The sequence below is a fragment of the Microbacterium sp. SLBN-154 genome (genome assembly GCF_006715565.1).
Lineage (GTDB): Bacteria > Actinomycetota > Actinomycetes > Actinomycetales > Microbacteriaceae > Microbacterium.
In genome coordinates this window covers 3,060,159-3,074,665 of the sequence record NZ_VFNL01000001.1, presented here as the reverse complement: position 1 = coordinate 3,074,665, position 14,507 = coordinate 3,060,159, and the positions used below count along the sequence as shown (strand labels likewise).

Sequence of the window (14,507 nt, the reverse complement as noted above, 5' to 3'; positions counted from 1 at the left end):
CGGATGACGGTGCCCGGCGATCCCGCACGATTCACCGCGCTCAGCCGCGGCCTCGCCGCCGGGGTGGAGGAGCGCGACGGATTGATCGGCCTCGTCCTCCTCGGCTCGGCATCGGACGAGGCGGCGCATCGTCGCGACGAATGGTCTGATCACGACTTCTTCGCCCTGATCGCCGACGGTCGCGGGCAGGAGGTCCGGCCCGACCTGACGTGGCTGCCCGATCAGGACCGGCTCGCCGTGACCGCGCGCGAGGGCGAGATCGGGTTCGTCGCCGTGTACGACGACGGGCATGTGTTCGAGTTCGCCTTCTCGGAGGCCGCGGAGCTGGAGGGCGCGGTCGCGGGGGAGGCCACCGTCGTCGTCGATGACGACCGGGGGACGACGGCCGATCTCATCGCGCGCGCCCGCGCGCACGCGGCCGCTCGTGATCGGTTCGACCCCGTGAACGACGCCGCTCTCGTCTTCGTCAAGCTCCTGCTCGGCGCCGGCCGGGCACGTCGTGGTGAGGTGCTGAACGCGGGCCAGTTCGTGCGCGGTGCCGCCGTCGTCCATCTGGTCCGCGCGATACGGGGTCGCTTCGGCGAGCGGTCGACGCTCCGCCGCGACATCATCGATCCGCTCCGCCGATTCGAGCGCGACTTCCCCGAGTGGGGCGCCCGCATCGCCGAGGCGACCTCGGCGCCGGTCGAAGACGCCGCGCGCGAGCTGTACGCGCTGGCCCGCGAGGTTCTCGAGCCCGGCTGGGACGCGTTCCCGGTGCGCGCGGCGGACGCGGTGGCCCGCCGACTCGGATTCTGAGGCTCAGCCGCGCGAGACCACGCGCCAGCGGAAGGTGTTCCTCAGCTCGTAGCTCCCGTCTAATTGCCGGAACGGTTCCGCCGCCGTCTGGATGACAGCGGAGAGCTCACCGATCGTCGCCTCGTCCTCGCCGAGCAGCACGGTCGTCGCGAGCTCGTCGGCGTCGGTGGCCCGTACCCGCACCTCGACCTCGCCGTGCGCGACCAGACGGAAATCCGCCGCGTCCAACGCGAGATCCAGGGGAGTCGGATGCGGGGGCCCCGCCCCCTCGGCGGCGCCGCCGGACTCGAGCCCGGCGGCGCCGCCGGCATCGGGAGCCAGCGCAGCCTCGAGGGCCTGCTCGATGACCGCCAGGTCGTTCCGCCCGGTGTCACCCCATTCCGCGATGCCGAGCAGTCCTCCCGGCCGCAGCACGCGTGCGCACTCGAGGACGGCGTGATCGAGGTCGTCGGTGAGGTGCAGCACGGTGATGGCGGTGACGACGTCGAACGAGTCAGCGCCAAAAGGGAGGGCAGCGGCATCCGCCTCTCGCGCGTCGCCGTGCCGAGCGGCGATCGCGACCATCGCCGGTGAGGCATCGACCCCGATCGCCCGCGCTCCGGCGGCGGCGAGATCGGCGAGGAATTCGCCCGAGCCGCAGCCGACGTCGAGCACCCGCGTGCCCGGACCTATGGCGCACGCGGTGATGAGCGCCTGCCGCGCGGGCGCCGACACTCCGCCCCACCGCGCGGCCCAGCCCTCCGCGAGGGCGGACCACCCACCGTCCTCCGTCACGGGCGCCACCCTATCCTTCGCGACCCGTCGATTTCTGTCGCTCGTCCTTCGCGACCCGTTTCTGTCGCTCATCCTTCGCGACCCCTCGATTCCTGTCGCTCATCCTTCGCGACCCGTTTCTGTCGCTCATCCTTCGCGACCCGTCGATTTCTGTCTCGCATCCTTCGCGACCCGTCGATTCTTGTCGCTTCCCGGCTGCGTGGGCCGCAATTCTTGACGGGTCGGCGTGGGGAGTGGGCGGGGTCGTCCGACGTGAGGAGGGGCGGGGTCGGCATGGGGAGTGGACGGGGTCGTCCGGCGTGAGGAGTGGACGGGGTCGGCATGGTGAGTGGACGGGGTCGTCCGGCGTGAGGAGTGGGCGGGGTCGTCCGGCGTGAAGGAGCGGGCGGGGTCGTTCGGCGCGAGAGGCGGGCGACGCTCCCGCGCCGCACAACCCGCCCGCGGACGGGGAGAGGTTCGTAGACTGTCCCGAGACCAGGCGAGGAGAGTGCATGAGCCCGCTGACCGAGAGCGACATTCACACGTCGTTCGTGAACGCCCGTCCCGAAGAGCTGCAGGTGATGGCCCTGCCGAACGACTTCCTGCTGACCGACTGGGATCATCTCGACTTCCTGGCCTGGCGCGACCCCCGCACGCGCGGTCGTGCGTACGTCATCGCCGAGGTCGACGGCGAAGCCGTCGGTGTGCTGCTGCGCGCCGCCGAGGGCACCTCGTCGGCGCGTTCGGCGATGTGCAACCTGTGCCACACGATGCAGCCCGCCGATCAGGTCGCGCTCTTCACCGCGCGCAAGGCCGGCGAGGCGGGCCGCAACGGCGACAGCGTCGGCACCTACATGTGCGCCGACCTGTCGTGCCACGAGAACGTCCGGCTGGCCGCCCCTCTCGCGCCCAGTGAGATCCGCGCGAGCGTCGACCGGCGCATCGACGGCACGCGCCGACGCACCGAGGCCTTCGTCGAGAGCGTCGCCCAGCACGCGCGGAGCCGGTCATGAGCCGCGCCGTCGTCATCGGCGACGCCCTCATCGACGAACTGCGCGACGACCACGGCGTCCGCGAGTTCGTCGGCGGCGCGGCCTTGAACGTGGCCGTCGGTCTTGAACGTCTCGGCGTGCCCGCGACCCTCATCGCGATGGTCGGCGACGACGAGGCAGGCGGTCGCATCCGGTCGTACCTCGACGACTTCGGGGTCGAGCTGCTCGCGACACCGTCGCCGCGCGGCTCGTCTCGCGCGGTGAGCACGCGCAGCGGCGGCGGCGAGCCGACCTACGTCTTCAACGAAGCCGCTCAGCATCGCGCCGTGCAGTTCGGCGCCGCCGAGCGGGCCGCCCTCGATGCGGCATCCGTCATCGCCATCAGCTGCTTCCCCTTCGACGACGTCGCCCAGACCCTGGCGCTGTCGCAGGCCGTGCGCGCGTCAGGCGCCCCCCTCGCGATCGACGTCAACCCCCGCGAGGGGATGATGCACGACCGCGCGGAGTTCGTCCGCGGCTTCGAGCAGCTCGCCGCGGGCGCGGCGCTGGTCAAGATCGGCGAAGACGACGCCGAGCTGCTCTACGGGGAACGCCTCGACGCCCTGCGCGCGCGACTGATCGACGCCGGCGCGGCCGCGGTCCTGGCCACTCAGGGACGTGCGGGGGCCACCATCGAAGCGGGGGCGGATGTCGTCACCCGCCCGATCTCCGATCTGCCGGGTCGCATCGTCGACACCATGGGCGCGGGCGACGCGGCCTTCGCGACCATCATCGCCGCCATGATCGACGACGTTCCCTCCGATCCCGAGGCGTGGGGTGACGCGCTGCAGAGGGCTATGGATGTCGCTGCCGCAACCTGCCGCTTCGAGGGTGCGCTCCTGCGCCTCCCCTCGGCGCTGATCGCCCCTGACCTCGATCGCCTCGGAACCTGAGGGTCGGAAGGCGGGCGTTCCGCGTCGATTTTTTCGACGCCCGCCGGGGGTCTAGACTTGTTTCTCGCGCCTCCGGTCGACTGCACAAGCCGGGCGGGTGCGCACTTGGCGAGTTACCCAAGCGGCCAAAGGGATCTGACTGTAAATCAGCCGGCGTAGCCTTCGGGGGTTCGAATCCCTCACTCGCCACCCAAAGAGCCCGGCTTCGGCCGGGCTCTTGTCATTCTGGCTCCCGCCGGGCCGCCTGACACGTCCGCCCTCGCGTGCCAGGATGGGCATGCGTCGACGAGAGGACCGAGATGACACAGCCCCAGCCGCACGAGACGCCCGCGTCCGCCGAGTCGCAGGCCATGGATGACCCGGGTCGGTCACCCCTCATCCGTGCCGCCATCTGGGTGGCGATCGGCGCTCTCATCGCAGCGGCGATCGTCTGCGTCGTCTGGGTGCTGATCGGGCCGGAGAACGGCATCGTCGCCCGCGCGTTCCTCACCGTGCTGCTGCTCGCCGGCTTCGCCGGCGCGGCGATCCTCGATGCGAATCTCGCTCCAAACCGTCCGGCCTGGCTGGCGCTGGCGAGTATGGGCGTCTGGGTCGTGACGCTGCTGATCGGGGCGGTGATGATTTGGATGCCGGAGCGCTTCCCCTACTCGGGATTCGGCCGCTTCGTGTCGTTCCTCCTCATCGTGCTGATCCTGCAGCTGGCACTGCTGCACATCCGCCTGTTCCTGAAGGCCCTCGCCCGCAACCGCACCACGTTCACCTCCGTCATCGCGATCGTGACGATCGTGCTCGTGATCGCTCTGGCGATCATGCTGGTGATCCCGCTGATGCTGTCGGAGTACGCGCAGCTGGGCGACCTGTACTGGCGTTTCGTCGTCTCCATCACGATCCTCGCCGCCGTGGGCACCGCGCTTCTCCCGCTGATCAATGTGCTCTTCGCGCCGCGTCGGCCGCGGCCCGTCGCCCCGGCGTACCCGGGTTACGCGGGATATCCCGGCGCGGATGCGCAGCAGACCGGCGTCATCCCCGCCTGGGCCCCCCACGCGCCCCAGGGCCAGACGTGGCCGGGTCAGGCGCAGGCCGCCTGGCAGCCGCAGGGATGGCAGGGGCAGAACGCTCCGCAGCCATTCGCGCCGGCCTCCGCCGGTCCCACCCCCGCCGCCCCGATCCCCGCGGCCCCGGCGTCGGCAGCTCCGGTCGCCGCCGCGTCCGCTCCCCAAGCCACCGCTTCCGAGGACGACACCTCCGCAGCCGACGTTGCGCTGGGGGCACCTGCTCCTGCGTCCGCTGCGCCGGCGGCGGCAGCATCCTCACCCGCCCCGGCGCCCACCGACGGGGAGCTTCTCCCGTGGCCGATGTACGCGGACGGTCGCACGCCGTTGCCGATGCTCCCCGACGGCAGCCCCGACTGGCAGGCCTACCAGACCGGCCGACCCTCGCCCGGAGCCCAGTCGTTCGTGCCGATCGCGCCCGAGCAGGCGTCGCAGCCGACGTTCCCGCCGCCGGTGCCGGGTGCACAGGGCCCGGGAGGAGCGCAGGGCTCTCCGGGCGCACAGGGCTACGAGGGCTTCCCGCCCCCGCCGCCGCTTCCGCCGCGCAACTAGTCAGCCGAGCATCTCGCGCGCGGCCATCGCGGCGTTGTGCCCGCCGATCCCGCTGACGGCGCCGCCGCGCTGGGCGCCCGAGCCGCACAGCAGGATGCGCTCGTGCCCGGTGGCCACACCCCACCGCGATGCGGGGCTCGACAGGTCGGCGTCATCGTCCGCCCAGGGCCAGGCGAGGCCGCCGTGGAAGATGTCGCCCCCGGCCATCCGCAGCGAGTCCTCCAGGTCGGCGGTCGTTCGCACCTCCACGCAGGGCGATCCGTCGGGGGCGGTGAACAGACAGTCCTCGATCGGTTCTCCGAGCACGGCATTCAAGGACGCCGACGCCGCGGCCAGCGCCTCCGCCCGGGCAGCGTCCGAATCGCGGCCGGCGACCAGACGGTGGGGCACCTGGAGCCCGAAGAGTGTCAGGGTCTGCGCACCCTCCGAGCGCAGCTGCGGGCCGAGGATCGAGGGATCGGTCAGGGAATGGCAGTAGATCTCCGCCGGCAGCGGATCGGGGAACTCGCCCGCTGAAGCGGCGGCGTGCGCAGCGTCGAGCTGGCTCAGGGTCTCGTTGATGTGGAAGGTGCCCGAGAAGGCCGCCTCGGCCGACACCTCGCTGTCGCGCAGGCGGGGAAGCCGCCGGAGCAGCATGTTGACCTTCACCTGCGCGCCCTCGGGCGCGATGCCGGCGTTCTCGGCCGCGGCGCCCCCCGCTCGCAGCAGGTCGGTCAGCACCGCGGGTCCTGCGCCCATCAGCACCAGCCGGCCCCGCAGGGTCTCGCTCCGCCCGTCGGGACCCGCCACGGTCACCTCGCCGTCGGGATCGATGGCGGTGACCTCGGCGCCCGTGCGGACCTCTGCGCCGGCGTCGCGGGCGGCTCGGGCGAGCTCGGCGCTGACCCGTCCCATTCCGCCGACGGGCACGTCCCAGTCCCCGGTGCCCCCGCCGATGACGTGATAGAGGAAGCAGCGGTTCTGCGCGAGGCTCGCATCGTCGGCAGTGGCGAAGGTGCCGATGAGCCCATCCGTCAGGGCGATCCCGCGGGCGAGGTCGGTCTCCAGCGAACGACGCAGCATCTCGCCCAGGGGTCGGTCGACGACATCCGTCCAGAGCTCATCGTCGTCGACGAGCGAGCGCACCTGGGTGCGGGGGCGGAGGGGCTCGGTCATCGTGGGGAAGACCCGGCGGGCGAGCGGGAGGAGCCTGTCGCCGAAAGCGGCGAAGCGATCGGCCTCGGCGGGGTCGCCGGTCGTCCGGACGAAGCTGCGCGTCGTGACCGCCGCGTCGCGCCGATCGATGAGGATGCCGCGAGAGGGATCGGCGGGAGAGGGCGTGTAGGAGGAGTAGCGCCGGCGCCGAAGGTCGATCCGAAGTCCGAGGTCGTCGATGATCGCACGGGGGAGCAGGCTCACGAGGTACGAGTACCGCGACAGGCGGGCAGCCACCCCCGGCCAGGGTTCCTCCGACACGGCGGCGCCGCCGACGTGTTCGAGTCGCTCGAGGACGACGACGCGGTGACCTGAGCCGGCGAGGTACGCGGCGGCGACGAGGGCGTTGTGACCGCCGCCGACGATCACGACATCGTGCGTAGCGGCATCCCGGGGGAGAGGCATGGCTCCACCGTAGAGGCGCTCGCCGGCCTGCGCATCGATCTTCGGGACGAAACCCCCGCGGTAGCGTGAGGGGCATGACGCTTGCCGCGCAGCTGCACGATCTGGCCCTCGACATCGCCCAGGAGGCGGGAGAGCTCGCCCGTCGCCGTCGCACCGAGGGTGTCGCGATCGCCGCGACGAAGTCGGCCCTCGCCGACATCGTCACCGAGGCAGACCGCGAGGTCGAGGAGCTGATCCGCGATCGGCTCCGCCGCGAGCGCCCGGGCGACGGCTTCCTCGGTGAGGAGTCGGGCGCAGCGCCGGTGTCGCACGGTGGCGACTCGGATGTCACCTGGGTCATCGATCCCATCGACGGCACGGTCAACTACGCCTACGGCATCCCCTCGTACGCCGTCAGCGTCGCCGCCGTCGCGGGCGGCAGCGATCCGGAGCACTGGGAAGCCCTCGCCGGGGTCGTGTTCAATCCCGCGAGCGGGGAGCTGTTCCATGCCACCCAGGGCGAGGGTGCGTGGCTTGACGGGGCGCGCCTGACGGTCAATGCCGAGCCGGCCGCCGCCGGAGCGCTCCTGGCCACCGGATTCGGTTACGACCCCGTGACCCACGCCTCGGACCTCGCCCGCGTGGGCCGTGCGATGACGATCGCCCGCGACATCCGCCGGATCGGTGCCGCGTCACTCGACCTCGCGTTCGTCGCCGCGGGTCGGCTCGACGGCTACTTCGAACGCGGACTGCAGCCGTGGGACTTCGCGGCAGGAGCGCTGCTCGTCACCGAGGCGGGCGGGCGGTTCGGGCGAGTGGAGATGCCGGATGCCACGGCGCGGCCCCTCACCGTCGCCGCCGGTCCCGGGGTCTTCGAGCACCTGCTGTCGCTTACCACAGAATGAGCCGCCGCGTGGGCGGTTGCGCGCCGGTGTTGTACATGGCATTCCCAGACGTCGCCGGGTAGTGTTTATCCGTTCGTTACTTTTGGTGTCCGAACCGGAAGTATCCCCCAACGACCGCCTGCCGTGCACCCCCATGCGCGGCAACGACTCGGAAGCACGCCCCCGTTTTGCCCCACGATTCATCCTCGGCTCTTCGCCCGCGCACCCGCCGGTCGAGTCGAGTCTCCCCCGCGGACGTTCAGACCCCGGCGGAGACGACGACCGTTCCCCCCGCCGGTGAGCCCTCTTCTGCTCCGCCTGCGATGAGCCGCCGAGCGCTGCGCGCCCGGGCTGCCGCGCAGCCGTTCCTCATCAACCCCGTCTTCTCGACCGGCGCCGTGCCGGTGGCCGGCTCCGCCTCGATGACCGGCGACGCTGCGGATGTCGCGCACTCGCCCGCCTCGTCGGTGACCGCGACCCCTGCCGAGTCGGCCCCCGTCGCCCAGGCGAGCGTGACCGAGGTGCCCGAGGCGTCGGCGGAAGGATCGTCGACCGATTCCGACAACGGCGCCGCGGAGGGTGCGGATCCCGAGCATCCCGACTCCCCGGCGACCTTCACCGGGGGGACCGGCGCGCTCCTCTTCGACGCTGCCACGACGACCGGACCCTTCCGCCTCCTCGAGCCGCCCATGGGACACTCGGTCGCCGACGAGCCGCCCTCGGCAGACCCGGAGGATGCCCGCGACGCTGCGCCGCAGGTGGATGATGAGTTCGAGGCCGCCGCGCGACTGTTCTGCTTCACCGGCGAGACTCCGGTGCAGAACGTCGCTGCAGCCGATGACGGCGCGGCGGACGGCGATGCTGCACCCGCGACCCCCGACATCGCCGCGCACGTCGCTGCCGCCCGTCGCCGTCGCCCAGGACGCGGAGCCGCCTTCCGTCGCGCTGCAGCGGCATCCTTCTCGGTGAGCGTCATGGGGATCGTCGGTCTCCTCGCCGTCGCCACCACGACTCCTGCCGAGGCCGTGGCCGCTGCCACCGGCAGCGAATCGGCCACGCTCTCCGCGATGGCACCGGCGTCGACGGACCTCTCAGTCGATCCCGACGAGATCCAGGCGTACGTCGCCCCGGCCACGACCGAGAACGCCCAGATCGCCCGCGGCGAGAGCTACGAGACGGTGACGATGGCCGACCTGGCTGCCGCGTCGGGGATCACGAACTTCTCGAACTTCTACGTCAACGACCCCACCGCCGCCATCCAGTGGCCGTTCGCGGTCGGCGTGCCGATCAGCTACGGCTTCGGCATGCGCTCGGGCAAGATGCACGAGGGCCTCGACTTCGTCCCCGGCGCCGGAGCACCGATCCAGGCGATCGCCGACGGTACCGTGCGTGTGGCCAGCGAGTCGGGCGGCGCGTACGGCGTGCACGTGATCATCGACCACGTCGTGGACGGTCAGCTGATCTCGAGCCACTATGCGCACATGGAGTACGACTCGATGCAGGTCGTGCCCGGCCAGCAGGTGACGGTCGGCACCGTCCTCGGACGCACCGGCAACACCGGCCGCTCGTTCGGCGCGCACACGCACTTCGAGCTGCTCATGAACGGCACCACGCCGATCGACCCCCTGCCGTGGCTTCGTCAGCACGCCGGAGGGTGACCGCCGATTCAACGGGGAGCGTCGGCTCTGGTATTCTCGTTGAGTTGCCCGCGCAGGGCAGCACGCCCCGATAGCTCAGTGGCAGAGCACTTCCATGGTAAGGAAGGGGTCGTCAGTTCAATCCTGACTCGGGGCTCGCAGCATCCGGCATCTTGCTGCCGGTGTATCGCGGCAGGGTAGCTCAGTTGGTGAGAGCGCACGACTCATAATCGTGAGGTCGCGGGTTCAAGCCCCGCTCCTGCTACCGAGAAAAACCCCCGGTCCGCCGGGGGTTTTTACATCTCTGCGGCGGATCGGAGCCGCCCGCGGGGTCGGAACGGTGCAGTGGGCGGTGTAGGGCGATTTTCGTCGCCCGCGCTGGGAGTGGACAATCGCGGCCGAGCTCACAGGACGGCTGGACGAGCTCCACCACAACTCGACGGTTGCCCCGGTATAGCCGCAGACGAAACGGTCGCTGAGTGAGGTCATCAGACCGCTCGAAGTGCCCGGATCAGTACTGGCGGATGTTGATCACTTCGCCAGGGGTCAGGCCGTAGCCGCGCAGGTGCATGTCGTTGGCATAAAAGATCGTCGCGCTCGACGGGGTGCAGAAGCGCTCCATGATCCCGATTGTGGTGTCGCCCTCGGCGACCCGGTAGGTCTTCACGGTGCCGTCGCCGAGCACGTCGACGGGCTCGCCCTCGGCGTAGTCGTTCACGCCGTAGTCCGCGTACCGGGAGCAGCTCAGGTGCGACTTCGGTCGGTTGAGCCAATCGTCAGAGTTGCGCTCGACCTCGCGAGGCGCGTCGAGGACGGTCACCGGGTCGGTCTCGGGCGGGCTTTCAAGCGTGCGGCCGAGATTGTTCCCGGCCTCGGTCACGACACTCACCGTGCCTACGACGGCCGGGGCGGCGATCGCGATCAGGCCCGCGACGACCAGCCCGGCGGCAGCGCCGGTGGTGATCTTCAGTGCACGGCTCATGCCAACCAGCTTCTCATCTGTCACTCGGAAGATCCAGTAAGGGCTTTCCTGACCGGGCGCTCTCGTGTTCTCCGGCGCGGGGACACCTTCCGCTCGCACCGTTCGTCTGTCACGATGACCCCAGCGGAGCGTCACCCCGAGCGCTCCGGGGACGATGCCGTCCCCCCCTCGCCCTGGAGTCAAAGATGACCAAGAAGTTGCTTGCTGCCCTCGCCGCGGTCGTGCTCGTCGCATTCGGGGCAGCCGCCCCCGCACACGCCGACGCCGAGCCGTCGCTGACCGCCTCGCCGACCTCCATCACGCTCGGAGGGTCGTCGGAGCTGACCCTGACCGGCGTGGACGAGGGCGTCCAGGTCAATTTCGCCATCGCCCAGCCGGAACTGCCGAACAACGGCGGAATGCTGAACCCCGAGAGCGCGACGGTCGCTGACGGTCAGGCGACGGTGGTGTTCACGCCCAACGCGGCGGCGACATACGTGATCGAGGCGTTCGTCCAGAACAGCGAGAGCCCGGCCGTGGCTTCCGTGACGATCGAGGTGAGCGCGGCGATGACACCCGAGCTCACCGCCTCGCCGGCGTCGCTGACGCTCGGCGGGTCTTCGGTGCTGACCTTGACCGGGGTGGAGGACGGCGTGGAGGCGATCTTCTCGATCGCAGAGCCGGCGCTTCCCAACAACCAGGGGATGCTCGTGCCCGAGGTCGCGACGGTCGCGGACGGTCAGGCCCGGGTGACCTTCACGCCGAACGCGGTGGGCACCTACGCCATCGAGGTGTTCGCACGCAACAGCGAGGGCCCGGCGCTGGCGACCGTCACGATCGCCGTGAGCGCGGCGACGACTCCCACGCAGTCTCCGCGCCCGTTGCCGTCGGTGCTTCCTGCGACGGGCGCCGACGAGACGTCGGGCCTGGCGTTGCTCGGCGGCGGAGTGCTGATCGCAGGTCTCGGTCTCGTCCTCGTCGCTGCGTCCGTGACCCGCGCCCGTCGGAGCTGACGGACCGGCCCGCCACCCCTGATCGCTGCCCAGGCGGTGATCAGGGGGCGGCAGTAGCCTGGTCGACGGATCCCGACCGGATCCCCGGACGAGGGTTCAGTACCCGGTGAGCGACAAGACTGGCCGTGGAGGCGAGCATCATGTCGTGGATCATCCTCATCATCTCCGGAGTCCTCGAGGCCGTCTGGGCCACGGCCCTCGGCAAGAGCGAGGGCTTCACCAAGCTCTGGCCGAGTGTCGTGTTCGGCATCGCCCTCGTCGCGAGCATGGGCGGGCTGGCCTGGGCGATGCGCGAGATCCCGACCGGCACCGCGTATGCCGTCTGGGTCGGGATCGGCGCCTCCCTCACCGTGCTCTACGCCATGATCACGGGCGACGAGGGCTTCTCCTGGGTCCGGATGCTGCTGATCATCGGCCTCGTCGGCTGCATCGTCGGACTGAAGCTCGTCAGCGACGCCGAATAGGCCGGGGGAGGGGGCAGGTCATTCGGCCACGGTCCCCGCCGCGGCATGCGGTGTGACCGAAAGCTCGGCGATGCGCCGGCGATCCAGCGCCGTCACCCGCAGCGTCGCGCCCTCCACCTCGACGGTGTCGCCGACGACGGCCAGGCGCCCGAGACGCTCCAGCATGAAGCCGGCGATCGTGTCGGACGACCCGCGGGGGAGGGTGAGCCCGGTGGCCTCCTCGAAGTCCTGCAGATTGAGCCGGCCGTCGACGGTGCCGCCGTTCTCGGAGAGGTCGGCGGTCGCCGCATCGGTGTCGTACTCGTCGAAGATCTCGCCGACGACTTCCTCGACAAGGTCCTCGAGGGTGACGATGCCGTCGGTGCCGCCGTACTCGTCGACGACGACGGCGATCTGGTCGCCGCCGGCCCGCATGCCCGTGAGCGTCGGGAGCACCCGCGCGGTCGAGGGCAGATACGGGATGGCGCGAACGAGCGGCCCGATGGGCTGACGCGGGTCGACCGCCGCGGCCTCGAACAGGTCGCGGACGTGGACGAACCCCGTGATGTCGTCGATCGACTGGTCGACGACGGGATAGCGCGAGTACGGCAGCTCGCGCACCCGCGCGGCGGCATCGCCCACCTCGTCGGCGTGATCGAGAGCGACCACCTCGGGGCGCGGACGCATGACCTCGCTGATCTGACGCCCCCGGAGCGACAGCACGTCGTCGAGGATGCGCCGCTCGTCCTCCGGGAGGCCCTGATGACTCGAGACGATGTCGCGCAGCTCTTCCTCGGTGAGCTCTTCGCCGGTCTTGTGCGGGTCGCCGCCGAGGAGGCGCACCACCGCGTTCGTCGACACCGACAGCAGCCAGATCACCGGGCGCATGAGCACCGCGAAGCCGTTCAGCACCGGGGCGACGCCGTAGGCGAACTGCGCGTTGCGCTGGATCGCCAGGCGCTTGGGCACGAGCTCGCCGAGCACGAGCGACAGGTAGGCGATCATGAGGGTCAGCACCACGGTGGCGATGGTGAGGGAAAATCCCTCGTCGAGTCCGAGGGAGACGAACAGCGGCGCGACGCTCGGTGCGATCGACGATGCACCGTAGGCGGCTGACGCGAAGCCGGCCACCGTCACGCCGATCTGCACGGCCGAGAGGAACCTGTTGGGATTGCGTGCCAGGTCGGCGACTTTCTGGCCGCGCTTGCCGCGCGCGGCCAGCGCGTTGACCTGGCTGTCGCGGAGGGTCACCAGCGCCATCTCGGTGGCGGCGAACACGCCGCCGATCAGGACGAAGACCACCACGAGGGCGATGTTGAGGAGGAGGTCGCCGTTCATCGGTTCACCTCCCCTCGCGGGGACGCGCCCGGGGTCACCCGGGCGCCGGGACTATGACAGTCGGATCCGTCCGCAGTTTTCGGCATGCAGGCCACGTTAGCGGTCCACGCTTCGAAACCGCCGTGTGCCCGGTGCCGGGACGACGCCGATCAGACCAGGAGCGGCCCCGCGACATCCATCCTGTCGTTGTCGACGAGCCACCTGACAGACTCGAGGATCGCGTCTTCGGGTTCGTACCGCGGGCGATAGCCGAGCACCGAACGAGCCTTGTCGATGCTGAGGTAATGATTTCGGTGCAGGTGCCCCCAGCTCGCGTCGGCGTACCGTTCGCTCGTCTCGGTGCGGAACTGCTCCCAGGTGATGCACTCCAGAGACAGAGGCCGTCCGAACCAGGATGCCGCGGCCGCCGCGTATCCCCGGACGGTCAGGGCGGACGGCGCGACGGCGTGGAAGTCTTCGCCGGCGGCGGCGTCGCGGTGGGCGAGGGCGAGCTCGAAGACCTGCGCCACGTCGTCGGCGTGGACGTGGTGCATGAGGGCGCCGTCGCCTCCCGGCACCCGGAGGGTGCGACCCGCCGACAGATCCGACCAGACGCGCGGATCGCCGTTGCCGAGCGGCCCGACCGGCGTCCAGCCCGGGCCGACGATGTGACCGGGGTCGACGGTGGTGGTGACGAGCCCCCCGGCCGCGGTCTCGGCGGCCAGGAGCGCGGCGATCTCGGCCTTGAGGATGCCGTACTCGTCGAACGGCGGCGTGCCCTCACCCTCGCGGATCGGCACCCGATCGCTCGGGCCGTAGCGCCAGAGGGTCCCGCAGTGGACGAGGTGCCCGACGCGACCGCGCAGGGCCTCGACCAGGGAGCGGGAGGACTCCGGGGTGAAGGCGAGGAGGTCGACGACGGCGTCGGGGTCGTGGGCGAGCACGATCTCGCCGAACGTGCCGTCGCGGTCGGCGGCCTCTCTGTCGGCGACGACCTGTCGCACCGCATCCCACTCCGAGGAGGCGACGTACGGAGGCCTCGCACCTCTGCTGATCGAGACGACCTCGTGGCCGGCGCGGATGAGCCGTGGAACGAGAAAGGTGCCGATGTGGCCGGTTCCGCCGATGACGACGACGCGCACGCTGTCCGCCTCTCCGTGCGGGCGGGGCGCCGGCGCACCCCTCGAGCCTAGGGTGCCGATGTCGGACCCGACCGGTAGCGTGCGCGTCATGACGGTCCCGGTCGACGTCCTGCGCGCGGTGCGCGAATCCGCGCGCCGGCGCCTCGCCGAGGTCGAGGTGCAGCTCGCGCAGCTGCGCGACGCGCGCGGCGCCGAGTCCGCCGACGACGAACACGATCCCGAGGGCGGAACGCTGTCCGCGGAGTGGTCGCGCATCGAGGGGCTGCGGGTCGGCGTGATGGCCGAGCTCGAGGGGATCGACGCCGCCTTCGACCGCGTGTCCGCGGGCACCTACGGCATCTGCGAGGTGTGCGCGAACCCCATCCCGGAGGGGCGGCTGGAAGTGCGGCCCACCGCGACCCGCTGCGTTCGCTGCGCCGAGAGGCGGCAGTAGTCTTAGTGCGGCGGCCACCG

14 protein-coding genes, 3 tRNA genes and 1 riboswitch are annotated in these 14,507 nt (G+C 71.0%); of the genes, 12 read left to right on the top strand and 5 right to left on the bottom strand.

The features are described from left to right. Window positions 1-3: 3 nt before the first annotated feature. The gene (locus tag FBY40_RS14860) at window positions 4-798 is read left to right on the top strand and encodes a hypothetical protein (protein ID WP_141939544.1); all 795 of its coding nucleotides are present in this window, start codon (window positions 4-6) and stop codon (window positions 796-798) included. A gap of 3 nt (window positions 799-801) precedes the next feature. On the opposite strand, the gene FBY40_RS14855 is transcribed toward FBY40_RS14860, so the two are convergent. Next, the gene (locus tag FBY40_RS14855) at window positions 802-1,572 is read right to left on the bottom strand and encodes a class I SAM-dependent methyltransferase (RefSeq protein ID WP_235014935.1); all 771 of its coding nucleotides are present in this window, start codon (window positions 1,570-1,572) and stop codon (window positions 802-804) included. A gap of 491 nt (window positions 1,573-2,063) precedes the next feature. Between FBY40_RS14855 and FBY40_RS14850 the strand changes: the two genes are divergently transcribed. From FBY40_RS14850 to FBY40_RS14835, 4 genes are all read left to right on the top strand, one after another. Beyond that, complete coding sequence (locus FBY40_RS14850; protein WP_141939542.1) at window positions 2,064-2,564, top strand: FBP domain-containing protein; 501 nt, start codon at window positions 2,064-2,066, stop codon at window positions 2,562-2,564. Continuing rightward, window positions 2,561-3,475: a PfkB family carbohydrate kinase gene (locus FBY40_RS14845; protein ID WP_141939541.1), complete on the top strand. Its 915-nt coding sequence runs from the start codon at window positions 2,561-2,563 to the stop codon at window positions 3,473-3,475. The genes FBY40_RS14850 and FBY40_RS14845 overlap by 4 nt, the downstream gene beginning before the upstream one ends. 107 nt (window positions 3,476-3,582) lie before the next feature. After that, window positions 3,583-3,664 (top strand) — tRNA-Tyr (locus FBY40_RS14840). A 110-nt stretch (window positions 3,665-3,774) separates the two neighbouring features. After that, window positions 3,775-5,079, top strand: a complete 1,305-nt coding sequence (locus FBY40_RS14835; protein ID WP_235014933.1) for a hypothetical protein — start codon at window positions 3,775-3,777, stop codon at window positions 5,077-5,079. On the opposite strand, the gene FBY40_RS14830 is transcribed toward FBY40_RS14835, so the two are convergent. Beyond that, window positions 5,080-6,678: a phytoene desaturase family protein gene (locus FBY40_RS14830; RefSeq protein WP_141939540.1), complete on the bottom strand. Its 1,599-nt coding sequence runs from the start codon at window positions 6,676-6,678 to the stop codon at window positions 5,080-5,082. A gap of 74 nt (window positions 6,679-6,752) precedes the next feature. On the opposite strand from FBY40_RS14830, the gene FBY40_RS14825 reads away from it, so the two are divergent. The 4 genes from FBY40_RS14825 to FBY40_RS14810 all read left to right on the top strand — a co-directional run bounded on the left by FBY40_RS14825 (window position 6,753) and on the right by FBY40_RS14810 (window position 9,443). Beyond that, on the top strand, window positions 6,753-7,562 hold the full coding sequence (locus FBY40_RS14825; protein ID WP_141939539.1) for an inositol monophosphatase family protein: 810 nt from the start codon (window positions 6,753-6,755) through the stop codon (window positions 7,560-7,562). A 302-nt stretch (window positions 7,563-7,864) separates the two neighbouring features. Next, on the top strand, window positions 7,865-9,199 hold the full coding sequence (locus FBY40_RS14820) for a peptidoglycan DD-metalloendopeptidase family protein (RefSeq protein WP_141939538.1): 1,335 nt from the start codon (window positions 7,865-7,867) through the stop codon (window positions 9,197-9,199). Window positions 9,200-9,263: 64 nt separating this feature from the next. Beyond that, window positions 9,264-9,335: transfer RNA gene (locus FBY40_RS14815), tRNA-Thr, on the top strand. 34 nt (window positions 9,336-9,369) lie between these two features. Next, window positions 9,370-9,443, top strand: a tRNA-Met gene (locus FBY40_RS14810). Window positions 9,444-9,689: 246 nt separating this feature from the next. Here the strand turns inward: FBY40_RS14810 and FBY40_RS14805 are convergent. Continuing rightward, window positions 9,690-10,160 (bottom strand): hypothetical protein, encoded by a 471-nt coding sequence (locus FBY40_RS14805; RefSeq protein ID WP_160141416.1) that lies wholly within the window; start codon window positions 10,158-10,160, stop codon window positions 9,690-9,692. A 185-nt stretch (window positions 10,161-10,345) separates the two neighbouring features. Here FBY40_RS14805 and FBY40_RS14800 point away from each other — a divergent pair, with 185 nt between their 5' ends. Both FBY40_RS14800 and FBY40_RS14795 read left to right on the top strand, forming a co-directional pair. Then, window positions 10,346-11,152 (top strand): LPXTG cell wall anchor domain-containing protein, encoded by an 807-nt coding sequence (locus FBY40_RS14800; RefSeq protein ID WP_141939536.1) that lies wholly within the window; start codon window positions 10,346-10,348, stop codon window positions 11,150-11,152. Window positions 11,153-11,216: 64 nt separating this feature from the next. Then, window positions 11,217-11,279, top strand: a riboswitch (guanidine-III (ykkC-III) riboswitch). A 13-nt stretch (window positions 11,280-11,292) separates the two neighbouring features. Further along, window positions 11,293-11,616 carry a DMT family transporter gene (locus FBY40_RS14795; protein ID WP_141939535.1) on the top strand — a complete coding sequence of 108 codons (324 nt, stop codon included), beginning with the start codon at window positions 11,293-11,295 and terminating at the stop codon, window positions 11,614-11,616. An 18-nt stretch (window positions 11,617-11,634) separates the two neighbouring features. Here FBY40_RS14795 and FBY40_RS14790 read toward each other — a convergent pair whose 3' ends face one another. Then, on the bottom strand, window positions 11,635-12,933 hold the full coding sequence (locus FBY40_RS14790) for a hemolysin family protein (RefSeq protein WP_141939534.1): 1,299 nt from the start codon (window positions 12,931-12,933) through the stop codon (window positions 11,635-11,637). Between the two features lie 149 nt (window positions 12,934-13,082). Beyond that, window positions 13,083-14,054, bottom strand: a complete 972-nt coding sequence (locus FBY40_RS14785; RefSeq protein ID WP_141939533.1) for an NAD-dependent epimerase/dehydratase family protein — start codon at window positions 14,052-14,054, stop codon at window positions 13,083-13,085. Window positions 14,055-14,142: 88 nt separating this feature from the next. Between FBY40_RS14785 and FBY40_RS14780 the strand changes: the two genes are divergently transcribed. Beyond that, the gene (locus tag FBY40_RS14780) at window positions 14,143-14,487 is read left to right on the top strand and encodes a TraR/DksA family transcriptional regulator (protein ID WP_141939532.1); all 345 of its coding nucleotides are present in this window, start codon (window positions 14,143-14,145) and stop codon (window positions 14,485-14,487) included. The last annotated feature ends 20 nt before the right edge of the window (window positions 14,488-14,507 follow it).

Excerpts from the sequence above, each read along its gene's own strand:
- FBY40_RS14860 (WP_141939544.1), top strand. The coding sequence starts at position 4 with ATGACGGTGCCCGGCGATCCCGCACGATTCACCGCGCTCAGCCGCGGC.
- FBY40_RS14850 (WP_141939542.1), top strand. The coding sequence starts at position 2,064 with ATGAGCCCGCTGACCGAGAGCGACATTCACACGTCGTTCGTGAACGCC.
- FBY40_RS14845 (WP_141939541.1), top strand. The coding sequence starts at position 2,561 with ATGAGCCGCGCCGTCGTCATCGGCGACGCCCTCATCGACGAACTGCGC.
- FBY40_RS14835 (WP_235014933.1), top strand. The coding sequence starts at position 3,775 with ATGACACAGCCCCAGCCGCACGAGACGCCCGCGTCCGCCGAGTCGCAG.
- FBY40_RS14830 (WP_141939540.1), bottom strand. The coding sequence starts at position 6,678 with ATGCCTCTCCCCCGGGATGCCGCTACGCACGATGTCGTGATCGTCGGC.
- FBY40_RS14825 (WP_141939539.1), top strand. The coding sequence starts at position 6,753 with ATGACGCTTGCCGCGCAGCTGCACGATCTGGCCCTCGACATCGCCCAG.
- FBY40_RS14820 (WP_141939538.1), top strand. The coding sequence starts at position 7,865 with ATGAGCCGCCGAGCGCTGCGCGCCCGGGCTGCCGCGCAGCCGTTCCTC.
- FBY40_RS14805 (WP_160141416.1), bottom strand. The coding sequence starts at position 10,160 with ATGAGCCGTGCACTGAAGATCACCACCGGCGCTGCCGCCGGGCTGGTC.
- FBY40_RS14800 (WP_141939536.1), top strand. The coding sequence starts at position 10,346 with ATGACCAAGAAGTTGCTTGCTGCCCTCGCCGCGGTCGTGCTCGTCGCA.
- FBY40_RS14795 (WP_141939535.1), top strand. The coding sequence starts at position 11,293 with ATGTCGTGGATCATCCTCATCATCTCCGGAGTCCTCGAGGCCGTCTGG.
- FBY40_RS14790 (WP_141939534.1), bottom strand. The coding sequence starts at position 12,933 with ATGAACGGCGACCTCCTCCTCAACATCGCCCTCGTGGTGGTCTTCGTC.
- FBY40_RS14780 (WP_141939532.1), top strand. The coding sequence starts at position 14,143 with ATGACGGTCCCGGTCGACGTCCTGCGCGCGGTGCGCGAATCCGCGCGC.